At 74.3% G+C, this 11,228-nt stretch carries 9 protein-coding genes; 2 read left to right on the top strand and 7 right to left on the bottom strand.

The window, feature by feature from the left end:
• Nucleotides 1–10: 10 nt before the first annotated feature.
• Nucleotides 11–2,494: a DNA topoisomerase IV subunit A gene (locus tag AB0C04_RS23825; protein ID WP_357058157.1), complete on the top strand. Its 2,484-nt coding sequence runs from the start codon at nucleotides 11–13 to the stop codon at nucleotides 2,492–2,494.
• Between the two features lie 135 nt (nucleotides 2,495–2,629).
• Here AB0C04_RS23825 and AB0C04_RS23820 read toward each other — a convergent pair whose 3' ends face one another.
• Complete coding sequence (locus tag AB0C04_RS23820) at nucleotides 2,630–3,976, bottom strand: solute carrier family 23 protein (protein ID WP_357058155.1); 1,347 nt, start codon at nucleotides 3,974–3,976, stop codon at nucleotides 2,630–2,632.
• A 254-nt stretch (nucleotides 3,977–4,230) separates the two neighbouring features.
• Between AB0C04_RS23820 and AB0C04_RS23815 the strand changes: the two genes are divergently transcribed.
• Entirely contained in the window at nucleotides 4,231–4,749 is a 519-nt protein-coding gene (locus AB0C04_RS23815; protein ID WP_357058153.1) for a TrmH family RNA methyltransferase, read from the top strand.
• Nucleotides 4,750–4,841: 92 nt separating this feature from the next.
• On the opposite strand, the gene AB0C04_RS23810 is transcribed toward AB0C04_RS23815, so the two are convergent.
• The 6 genes from AB0C04_RS23810 to AB0C04_RS23785 all read right to left on the bottom strand — a co-directional run bounded on the left by AB0C04_RS23810 (nucleotide 4,842) and on the right by AB0C04_RS23785 (nucleotide 11,227).
• Entirely contained in the window at nucleotides 4,842–5,477 is a 636-nt protein-coding gene (locus AB0C04_RS23810; RefSeq protein ID WP_357058151.1) for an alpha-ketoglutarate-dependent dioxygenase AlkB, read from the bottom strand.
• Nucleotides 5,478–5,521: 44 nt separating this feature from the next.
• Nucleotides 5,522–6,580, bottom strand: a complete 1,059-nt coding sequence (locus AB0C04_RS23805) for a spore coat protein (RefSeq protein WP_357058276.1) — start codon at nucleotides 6,578–6,580, stop codon at nucleotides 5,522–5,524.
• Nucleotides 6,577–7,299 carry a glycosyltransferase family protein gene (locus AB0C04_RS23800; protein WP_357058274.1) on the bottom strand — a complete coding sequence of 241 codons (723 nt, stop codon included), beginning with the start codon at nucleotides 7,297–7,299 and terminating at the stop codon, nucleotides 6,577–6,579. Before AB0C04_RS23800 ends, AB0C04_RS23805 begins: the two co-directional genes overlap by 4 nt.
• Nucleotides 7,300–7,394: 95 nt before the next feature.
• Nucleotides 7,395–9,233 (bottom strand): class I SAM-dependent methyltransferase, encoded by a 1,839-nt coding sequence (locus tag AB0C04_RS23795; protein ID WP_357058149.1) that lies wholly within the window; start codon nucleotides 9,231–9,233, stop codon nucleotides 7,395–7,397.
• Complete coding sequence (locus tag AB0C04_RS23790; protein WP_350873155.1) at nucleotides 9,223–10,065, bottom strand: hypothetical protein; 843 nt, start codon at nucleotides 10,063–10,065, stop codon at nucleotides 9,223–9,225. The genes AB0C04_RS23795 and AB0C04_RS23790 overlap by 11 nt, the downstream gene beginning before the upstream one ends.
• A gap of 10 nt (nucleotides 10,066–10,075) precedes the next feature.
• Nucleotides 10,076–11,227 carry an aminotransferase class I/II-fold pyridoxal phosphate-dependent enzyme gene (locus AB0C04_RS23785; protein ID WP_357058272.1) on the bottom strand — a complete coding sequence of 384 codons (1,152 nt, stop codon included), beginning with the start codon at nucleotides 11,225–11,227 and terminating at the stop codon, nucleotides 10,076–10,078.
• Between the last annotated feature and the right edge of the window lies 1 nt (nucleotide 11,228).

Genomic DNA, 11,228 nt, shown 5'->3' with positions numbered 1-11,228 from the left:
AAGCTGAGTCATGGCACGCCGCAAGGAAACCAAGGTCGACCTCTCCGCGTTCGACCAGGCCGGCGCGCGGGTCTTCGACAACCCGCTGGTCACCGAGGTCTCCGACTCCTACCTGGAGTACGCCTTCTCGGTCATCCACTCCCGCGCCCTGCCGGATGCCCGTGACGGCCTGAAGCCGGTGCACCGGCGCATCCTCTGGTCGATGTACGAGCAGGGGCACCGCCCCGACCGGGGCCACGTGAAGTCCGCCCGGATCGTCGGCGACGTGATGGGCAAGTACCACCCGCACGGCGACACGGCCATCTACGACGCGATGGTCCGGCTGGCGCAGGACTTCTCGCTCAACGCGCCACTGATCGACGGGCACGGCAACTTCGGCTCGCCCGACGACGGCCCGGCCGCGTCGCGTTACACCGAGGCGCGGATGTCCCGCGAGGCGATGTTGCTCGTCGGCGAGCTGGGTGAGGAGACCGTCGACCTCGAGCCGAACTACGACGGCTCGCTGACCCAGCCGACCGTGCTGCCGGCCGCCTTCCCCAACCTGCTGGTCAACGGCGCGTCCGGGATCGCGGTCGGGATGGCCACCAACATGATCCCGCACAACCTGGGTGAGGTCGTGACGGCGGCCCGCTGGCTGATCAACCACCCGGACGCCCCGCTGGACAAGCTCATGGAGTTCGTCCCCGGCCCCGACCTGCCCACCGGTGGCCTGCTGCTCGGCCTCGACGAGGTCCGGCGGGCCTACGAGACCGGGCGTGGCGTGGTCCGGATGCGCGGCAAGGTGGAGATCGGCCCGTTGGAGGGCAGCCGGGGCCGGCAGGCGATCACCGTGGTCGAGCTGCCCTACGGCGTCGGCGCCGAGAAGGTCATCGCGGCGATCACCAACGAGGTCACCAAGACCAAGCGGCTCACCGGCATCGCCGACGTCAAGGACCTCACCGACCGCGAGAGCGGCACCCGGCTGGTCATCGAGTGCAAGGTCGGGGTCAACCCGCAGGCGCTGCTCGCCGACCTCTACCGGCTCACCCCGCTGGAGCAGTCCTTCGGCGTCAACAACCTGGTGCTGGTCGACGGGCAGCCGCAGACCCTCGGGCTGAAGGCGCTGCTGGAGGTCTTCCTGGCGCACCGCTACGAGGTGGTGACCCGGCGCACCGCCTACCGCCGCCGTAAGCGCGAGGAGCGCCTGCACCTGGTCGACGGTCTGCTGATCGCCCTGCTCGACATCGACAAGGTGGTCAAGCTGATCCGGGCCAGCGAGGACGCCCAGGCCGCCAAGGACGGCCTGATGCAGCGGTTCAAGCTCTCCGAGATCCAGGCGACCTACATCCTGGACACTCCGCTGCGCCGGCTCACCAAGTACGACCGGTTGGAGCTGGAGTCCGAACAGGAGCGGCTGCGTCGGGAGATCGCCGAACTGAGCACCATCCTCGACGACCCGAAGGTGCTCCGGAAGGTGGTCTCCGACGAGCTGGCCGCCGTGGCGAAGCAGCTCGGCGCGGCGCGCCGCACCACCTTGGTCGACGGTGACCTCAAGGAGGTGCTGGCCGCGTCCGTGCCGGCCGGTCCGCTGGAGGTCGCCGACGACCCGTGTCAGGTGATCCTCTCCGCGACGGGTCTGGTCGCCCGCACCGCGGCCGAGTCCGAGGAGTCCGCCGAGGGGCGTCGCCGGCACGGCCGGGTCAAGCACGACACCGTGCGTGCCGTCGTGCACTCGACCGCCCGGGGTCGGGTGCTCCTGGTGACCAGCGCCGGCCGGGCTTTCAAGATCGACGTGTTGCCGCTGCCGGTGCTGCCGGAGCAGGCCGGCACGGTGTCGCTGCGCGGCGGCATGTCCGCCGCCGAACTGGTGCCGCTGGAGCCGGGTGAGACCGTGGTGGGCCTGGCGCCGCTCGGCTCGGGCGCGGACGGCTCGCCGGGTCTGGCGCTCGGCACCCGGCAGGGTGTGGTGAAGGTCTGCTCGCCGGAGTGGCCCGTCCGCTCCGACGAGTTCGAGGTGATCAGCCTCCGCGAGGGTGACGAGGTGGTCGGGGCGACCTGGCTGACCGACGGCGCCGAGCAGCTCACCTTCATCAGCTCCGAGGCGTCGCTGCTGCGCTTCCCGGCCACGCTGGTCCGCCCGCAGGGCATCCGGGGTGGCGGGATGGCCGGCATCAACCTGCCCGGCACGGCCAAGGTGGTCTTCTTCGGCGCGATCCGCACCGACGATCCGAAGCACGGTGAGCCGATGGTGGTCACCTCCACCGGGGCGACGGTCAAGGTGACGCCGTTCAAGGCCTACCCGGCCAAGGGGCGGGCGACTGCCGGGGTGCGCGCCCAGCGCTTTCTCAAGGGCGAGACCGACGTGGTGGTCGGCTGGGTCGGTGCGCGCCCGGTCGGTGCCACCGCCCACGGCGAGCCGGTCGAGCTGCCGGCGGCGGACCCGCGCCGCGACGGCTCCGGCTTCGCCGTCATGCTCGGCCCCACCGTCATCGGCCACCAGGTCGAACGCGACTGACGCCCCGCCCTCCGCACCGACACGGCGCCCCGGACCGACTGGTCCGGGGCGCCCGCGGTCTGGCGTTGATCATGAAGTTGTTGCCGTGACGCGCCGGCGCCGAGAACTCATGATCAACAAGGTGGGTGGGGCGGGTCAGAGTTCGGGTTCGGGGCCTCGGCGGGAGGCGGGGGTGGTCTTCCGGAGGCGGGCGATCAGGCGCATGCCGTGGTAGATCACCAGGGCGGCGGCGGTACCGAGGGCGATCCCGTTGAACGACAGGTCGCCCGAGGTGAGGGTGTAGTTCGCCGCGCCGATGATCACCGCCACGGCGGCCGTCATCAGGTTCACCGGGTCGTGGAAGTCCACCCGGTTCTCGATCCAGATCCTGGCGCCCAGGATGGCGATCAGCCCGTAGAGCGCGGTGGTGGCGCCGCCGAGGACACCGGCCGGCACGGTGAGGATCAGCGCGCCGAACTTCGGGCTGAGCCCGAGCAGCACCGCCGTCAGGCCGGCGATCCAGTAGGCGGCGGTGGAGTAGACCCGGGTCGCCGCCATCACGCCGATGTTCTCCGCGTACGTGGTGGTGCCGGACCCGCCGCCGGAGCCGGCGAGCACGGTGGCGAGACCGTCGCCCAGGAACGCCCGGCCCATGTCCCGGTCGAGGTTGCGACCGGTCATCGCCGCGACCGCCTTGACGTGCCCCGCGTTCTCCGCGATCAGCACCAGGACCACCGGGACGACCAGCACCACGGCCCGCAGGCTGAAGCTCGGCGCGTGGAAGTCGGGCAGCCCGACCCAGGCGGCCACCCGCAGCCCGGTGACCGCCGCCGGGTCCAGCTCGCCGAGGGCGAGCGCGAGCAGCCAGCCGACCAGCACGCCGAGCAGGATCGACAGCCGGGCCAGGAAGCCGCGGAAGATCACGGTGGCGAGCAGGATCGCGGCGAGGGTGACCACCGCGATCAGCGGCTGTGCCTTCACACCCGTGCCACTGCCGCCACCGTCCCAGGCGACCGGGGCCAGGTTGAGCCCGATCAGCGCGACGATGGCGCCGGTCACCACCGGGGGCATCAGCGCGTCGATCCAGCGCGACCCGGCAAACTGCACCACCAGCCCGACCACGGCCAGGGCCGCGCCGGCGACGAGGATCGCGCCGAGAGCCGGGCCGATGTCCCCACCGGCCTTCGCGGCGAGCACCGGCGCGATGAAGGCGAACGACGAGCCGAGGTACGACGGCAGTCGGTTGCCGGTGACGAGTAGGAACAGCAGGGTGCCCAGCCCGGAGAAGAAGAGCGTGGTGGCCGGCGGGAAGCCGGTGATGAGAGGCACCGTGAAGGTGGCGCCGAACATCGCCACCACGTGCTGCACACCGATGCCGAGCGTGCGTGGCCAGGAGAGCCGCTCGTCGGGGTGGACCACGTCGCCGGGGTTCACCGCGCGGCCGTCGCCGTGCAGGGACCACGGGGACCAGCGGGATCGGGGTTTGGTGGGGGGCAGGGTCACGGGTACGCCCTTCGCGTCGGGGGAGCGGGACGGGGGCAGGAGACCCTGGGCGTTGTTTCTAGCACGCCCCCGCACCGCCACCGTCCGCGGTCGCCGGGCGATCGGGATGGCCCGGCCGCCGGCCCGCTCCGAGACGTCATCGCGCAGAGGCGGGCGTCTACAATCAACCAGCCTGTCTTCGTCGATGGCCCGGGTGCGCCGCGAAGCACCCCACAAATGATCGATCTCTTCTGCGGCGGAGCCGCTTACGCGGCGTGAGCGCCGCCATCCGGGTCCGGCCTCGACGCGAGCTTCGCTCGGCCCGCCGACCCCGCCCACATCGCTGCTGGCACCATCTCGTCGCCGCTCCGCTCTGGCCGCTGCACGGCGCCAATCTGGGCACCCTGCTGCGCACCTGCGACGCCGTCGGCGCCTGCCTCGCCGTACCGCCGTTCCGCTGGGTCGACGAGGCGGTGGCCCGAGGAAACACGCTGCGCCGGCCCGGCTGCGTGCACCGGGTCGGGAGCCCGCTGCGCTGGCTGACCGCCGAGCGGGCCGCCGGCAGCCGGATCCTCGGCGTCGAACTCGCCGACGAGGCGGTCCGCCTCGGTGACCTGCCGGCGGCCCGGGGTCGCACCGTGGTCGTGCTCGGGCACGAGGCGACCGGCATCCCGCCCGAGGCGCTGGACTGCCTGGACGCCGCCGTGGAGATCCCGATGGTGGGGCACGGGCACAGCCTCAACGTCGCCGTGGCCGGCTCGCTGGTCCTCTACAAGCTCGCCGGCCTGCTCTGACCGCGGGGCGCAACCCGCCCGGGGCGCAGCCGGCCCGGGGCGCGGCCCGGGCGGCGAAGCGGCCCGGCACGGCCCGCGAAGCGGGGGAGCGGTCAGGCGACGCCGACCGGCCGGAACTGCACGCTGACCCGCGGGCCGACCGGACGCGCGGTCTTGGGGATGGTGTGCTCCCAGGTGCGCTGGCAGGAGCCGCCCATCACGATCAGGTCGCCGTGGCCGAGGGGGAAGCGCAGACTCGCCCCGCCGCCGCGCGGGCGCAGCAGCAGCGACCGCGGCGAACCGAAGGAGACGATCGCCACCATGGTGTCGCTGTGCGCCGAGCGGCCGATGGTGTCGCCGTGCCAGGCGACGCTGTCGCGCCCGGAGCGGTAGAGGCACATGCCGGCGGTGACGAACGGCTCGCCCAGCTCGGCGGCGTAGTGCCGGGTGAGCGCCGCCCGCGCCGCAGTGAGCACCGGGTGCGGCAACTGCCGATCGCCGTCGTACCAGCAGAGCAGACGCGGCACGTCGACCTCGGTCTCGTACATCGTGCGGCGCTCGGCCCGCCAGGGCACCTCGTGCAGCAGGGTGTCGAGCACCTGATCGGAGCCCCGCACCCAGCCCGGCAGGTGGTCGACCCAGGCGCCCCGGGTCAGCTGCTGGCGACGAAGCCCGCCCGGCAACCGCGCCAGGGACGGCCCGGCGTCGGTCAGGTCGAGCATCGACGGCTGGTAGGTGGCCGGCGTCATGAGCCCACCCTAGCAGCACTTTCGTACAACCGTACGACCGGCTGTCAGCCGGTCACGGCGGCTCCGCGCAACGATTCGAGCACGGCGTCGACAACCCGGCCGCGGCCCTGCCCGTCGACCGTCGCCCACGCGCGGGCGGCGAGCGCGGCGCGCCGCTCGGGGGAGGCGAGCAGGCCGTGCACGGTCCGCGCGGCCGCTGCCCGGGCGGTGCGCCCGGCCAGCCCGCCGGCGGCCAGCTCGGGCAGCTCACCGAGCCCGGCGACCAGGCCGTGCCGGACCACCCGGTGGTACGACTCGCGCTGGTTGTCGACCACGCAGACCAGCGCCGTGGGCGCGCCGAGGCAGCAGAGTTCCCAGGTGGAGGTGCCGGCCGCGCTGACCACCAGGTCCGCGGCCCGGATCAGCGCCGGCAACTCGTCGGTGGGCGGGACGGGGCGTACGAACTGGCCGCGTCCCGGGGCGAGGTCCTCCAGCTCCGCCTCGATCTCCGGGCGGCCGACCACCACGGTCAGCTCCATCGGGTGGCCGGTGGAGAGCAGCACCCGGGTCAGCACCGGGGCGGCGCCGAGCGCGTCGGTCCCGCCGAAGAAGGCGAGCACCCGGGGGCGGCCGGACACGGTGGGGGACGGGGGCGACGGCGGCCGGGCGGTCACCACCGAGTCGCGCAGCAGGGCGTAGGTCGTACCGGCCAGCAGCCGGCCGGGCAGCTCCGGCGTCGCCGCGCCGAAGTTCTGGTCCAGGTAGAGGTCGGCGTCCTGGCCCCGGCTGTCGCCGTCGATGATGGCCACCGTGCGCACCCCGGCGGCGCGCAGCGCGCCCGCCCCGGCGGGGTCCAGCTCGTAGGAGTCGAGGACCATGACGTCCAGCCGGTGCCGGCGGGCCGTCTCGACCAGCTCCGCGGGCGTCGCCGGGCCGGGGTGCAGCGGGATGCCGCGCGCCGCGAGCTGAGCGGCCGCCCAGCCGACCCCCTCGACCGAGCCGAACATCTCAACCCGCGCGCCGCGGGCCAGGAACTCCTCACCCAGTGCCAGCGACCGGACCAGGTGGCCGACGCCGCGCCGCGGCCCGGCGTCGCAGCGCAGCCCCACCCGTACCGTGTTCAGGACTCCTCCAGCTGCTTCTGGCGTACGTCGGCGTTCAGCGCGCGCAGCGCCGGCTGCCCGTCCAGCCAGTCCGCGAGCTTGGCCAGTGGCACGCTGACGTCACCGAAGTGGTCGGTCACCGCCCGCACCAGGGCCCAGTCCCGGTCGGTGTCGAGGGTGAGCCGCAGACCGGAGCGGTCCGGGGTCAGCGTCACGCCGAGCACCCGGAACAGCTCCGGGTGGGTGTACGCGTACGAGGTGACGTGCACCCGGTGGTGGTCGGTGGCGAGCCGGTCGAGGGTACGCAGCGCCTCGGCGCGGATGATCTCGACGTCCAGCCCGCGGGGCAGGGTGCGGGCGATCGAGGTGCTGGCGTAGTCCAGCCCGGGCACCGCCCGGTAGACCGACGCCACCAGCGTGATGATCTCCGGGTCGAGCAGCGGGCAGTCGGCGGTGAAACGCATGACCGCGTCCCCGGGGTGCGCGTCCAGCGCGCCGATGAACCGGGCCAGCACGTCGTCGACCGGGCCCCGGTGGCACGGCACACCGAGCCGGGCGCACTCGGCCGCCACCGCGTCGTCGACGCTGTCCGTGCTGGTGGCCACCACCAGGTCGGCGAGCACCCCGCTGTCCTGGGCGGCCCGGACCACCCGGCCCAGCACGCTGCGCCCGGCGAGCGGACGCAGCACCTTGCCGGGCAGCCGGGACGAGCCCATCCGCGCCTGCACCACACCCACGATCCGTAGTCCGTCGGTGTGCGGGGCCGTACCGCCCGGCTGCGCTCCGGTGGTCGGCGCGGCGGTGGCGCCGGGACGGTCCGACCTCGTCGCGTCGGTCACTGCTGCTCCTCCTGCTTCGGGGTCAGCGCCTCGCGGGCCCGGCGCTTGGCGGCCCGGGCTCCCCGCTTGGCCAGCCGGGCCGGGGTGATCGCCAGCCGGCCGACCCGGTAGCTCAGCGAGCCGCTGAGCAGGTTGATCGTGGCGTCGGCCCGGCGCAGCGCCCGCTCCCGCGAGGTCAGCAGCTCCTCGGTCCACTTGAGCAGCGCGGCGAGCCGGGTCAGCTCCTCGCGCTGGCGCAGCCACGCCTCGCGCAGCTGCTGGTAGCTGCGCGGCCCGGCCGGTGGGTCGGTCGGCTCGACCGCCTTCAGCTCGGTGGCCAGGGTGACCCGCCCCTCGGCGTCCAGTCCGCGCAGCGCGGCGGTCACCGCCGCCTCGGTCTCCACCGCCGCCGAGACGGTGGCCCGGTCCAGGTCGCGTCCGGCGAGACCGCCGAGCACCACGGTCAGGCCGGCGACGTCCAGGGTGGACGCCCAGGGGTGGGCGTAGCCGCCGGTCAGTAGGGTGGCGGCGAACCGCCACAGGCTGCGGGCGAGCACGACGTCGCCCGGCAGCGGCTCGCTCGCCCGCCAGCTCGGGTCGAGCACCGCGTACCCGCCGTCGAAGACCACCGTGTTGTCGGCGCCGGCCAGCGCGACCGCCCCGGCGAGCCGACCGTCCGAGTCGGCGTGCCCGGCCAGCCACTGCGCGTATCCGTGCAGCAGCCGCCGCAGCGCGTCCAGGTCGCGTCGCAGGCTGGCGTCGAGCAGGAGGGTGCGCAGCAGGCGACCCTCGGGCACCGGCTGCCCGTCGAGCGCGGCCAGATCCCGGTACGCCGCCTCCCGACTGGCGAAGGGGGCGGCCGTCACCTCGCCGCGTCCGGCCGCGGCGGTCACCCGCCACTGCCAGCCCAGCGGTCCGTCGACCACCTCCAGAACCTCGGCGCCGGGCGGTCCGGTCTGCACCATCGCCACCGGCAGGTCGGCCGGCGCGGCGGCGGCCGGGGTCACGTCCAGCGGGGTCACGTCGTTCGTCCGGTGGGCGAGCACCAGCCAGCCCGGGGCGAGCGCGGCGGCCTGCCCGGCGTGCAGGGCGTCGACCGCCAGCCGGGCCGGGTCCTGGAGCACCGTCGCGGCGGCGGAGCCGTCGGCGCAGGCGCCGTGCAGCACGGCGTCGAAGAATCCGGACGCGGTGCGCCACTCCAGCTGGTCGGCGTCGAGCAGCGCGGTCGCCGCGCCCGCGTCGGGATATCCGGCGAAGGCCGGCCCGGGCCGGAGGCCGACCTCGGTGAGCCGCTCGCGCAGCTGCGCCCGGTTCGCCGGGCGCTCGGCGTCGAGCACGCCGGGGATGCTCCAGGCGGCGTCGTCGCGCCGGGCGTACCAGGGGGCGGTGTCGACCAGCCGGTGCAGCCCGATCGGGTTGTCCATTCGCAGCAGCAGGGTGCCGCCGGGGCGCAGCGCGTCGGCCAGCCGGGCGAGTACGCCGCCCCAGCCCAGCCGGGCGCCCTCCACCGACTCGACCGGATCCAGGCCGGCTCCGGCGATCACCACGTCGAAGCGCTCGTCGTCCGGGAGCGCGGCCGGGCCACCGACCATCACCCGTGCGCTGCGCGCCGCCAGCGCCACCCCGTCCGGGTAGCTGCGCAGCAGGCAGGTCACCTCGGCGTGCCCCAGCCGGTCGAGCAGCGTGGGATCGTGCGGCCCGGCCAGCAGCACGCGGGCGCCGGCCGGCACGATCCGGGCGGCCAGCGCGGCGAGCGGACCGCCGTCGACGAGGCGCTTCTCCGGCAGGTCGGACCAGGCCAGCATCTCCCCGCCCGGTAGCGCGATCCGGTCGGCGGCCGCCGTCTCAGTGGTCAACTCGTTCCTCCTGGAGGTTCGCCCACCCGAGCAGCTCGCGCAGCTCGGCCGGCGTGCAGCGGTGGTCGGTGCCCAACTCGGCGCGGGCGATCGCGACGGCGGTCGGCAGATCCACCGACTCGCCGTGCAGCTCCGGCCATTGGCGGCGGATCCGGGCGGTCCCGCCGAAGGTCGGGTCCTCGTTGGCGAGCACCATCGGGTCACCGTAGACCGCAGGCTCGCAGCCGGCGGCGATGCCGTAGAAGATCGCGCTGGTCAGCCGGTTCGACGCCACCCGGCGGTGCCGGCGCAGCTCGGTGAGCTGCTTGTCGAGGAAGTACGGGTCGGTGTCCCGCCACCAGTGGCCCCGATAGCCGTGGCAGATCACCCGGAAGCCGGCGTTCTCGTAGAGGCGGCGCACCCGGCGCATGCCGAACTCGTGCCAGTAGAGGCAGACCGTGACCGGGCCCGGCTCGGTGTCCCGGATCCGGGCGATCAGCTCCTTGTGGTCGCCGCGGACGTGCTGACCCTCCCAGCCGTGGAACGGGTACCAGATGGTGCCCTCCCGCTCCGCCTCCGGCGGGTCGTCCGGCCGCATGGCCAGCAGGTACGCGAAGGGCGCGCCGATCACGACGACGTTGCGCCGGCCGACCGACCAGGCGCGCCGGCGGGTCTGCTCCGACCAGAGCAGGCTCGGCGTTCCCTCGGCGTACGGGTGGCCGGGGGCGAGCCCGTCGCCGATGTTCCAGCCGTGCTGCACGTACCCGTTGATCCGCGGCGGGTGGCCGTCGCCCAGTCCCGCGTAGCGCGCCAGTACGTGGGCGTGGCCGTAGAAGTGGTTGGCGTGGTGCATCAGCGTCCCATCAGGCGGCGACGGGCCTCGCCGGGCGGCCGCGCAGCGCCGCGCCCAGCGCGTCGATGACGCGGTCCTGGTCGGCGTCGGTCAACGTCGGGTAGAGCGGCAGCGAGAGCTGCTGACCATAGAACGACTCGGCGACCGGGCAGGATCCGCGCCGGTAGCCGAGGTCGGCGAAGGCCGGGTGCCAGTGCACCGGGATGTAGTTGACCTGCACGCCGATGCCGGCCGCGCGCATCGCGTCGTAGACCTCGCGGCGACGCCCGTCGAGCACCCGGATCGGGTAGAGGTGCCAGGCCGGCTCCGCCCAGGAGTGGCGTCCCGGGGTCAGCACGCCCGGCAGGTCGGCCAGGGCCTCGTCGTAGCGGGCCACCAACTCGGCGCGGCGGGCGAGGAACGCGTCGAGCCGGCGCAACTGGCTGCGGCCGAGCGCGCAGAGCACGTCCGGCAGCCGGTAGTTCAGCCCGAACTCGTGCACCTCCTGGTGCCATCCGCCCTCGTCCGGCCAGCGCAGCTCGTCGCGCTCGCGGACCAGCCCGATGTTGCGGAACCGGCGGGCCCGCTTGAGCAGCTCCGGGTCGGGCGCGGCGACCGCGCCGCCCTCGGCGGTGGTGAGGTGCTTGGTCGGGAAGAACGAGAAGGTGGTCAGGTCGGCGAGCGAGCCGACCGGCCGGCCCCGGTAGGTGGCCCCGATGGAGTGCGCCGCGTCGGCCAGCAGTAGGGCGTCCGAGCCGGCCATCGCGGTGCGCAGCGCGTCGTAGTCCGCCGGGTGGCCGGCGTAGTCCACGGCCGAGACCACCTTCGTGCGGGAGGTCGTCGCGGCGGCCACCGCTGCCGGGTCGAGAGTGAAGGTCTCCTCCTCGACGTCGGCAAAGACGATCTTCGCGCCGAGCAGGGCGGCGCTGCTGGCGGTCGCCACGAAGGTCATCGGCGGGACGATCACCTCGTCGCCCGGGCCGACGCCGGCCGCCGCGTACGCCACGTGCAGCGCCGCGGTGCCGTTGGAGACCGCCGCGCACCCGGCCCCGCCGGTCACCTTGGCGAGGTCGGCCTCGAAGCCGTCGACCTGCGGGCCGGTGGTGAGCCAGTCGCCGCGCAGCACCTCGGCCACGGCCTGGATGTCGTCCTCGGCGACCGAGTGCCGGCCGTACGGGAGCATC

This window comes from Micromonospora sp. NPDC048909, assembly GCF_040649635.1.
Lineage (GTDB): Bacteria > Actinomycetota > Actinomycetes > Mycobacteriales > Micromonosporaceae > Micromonospora.
This window is presented reverse-complemented; position numbering and strand designations above follow the sequence as displayed.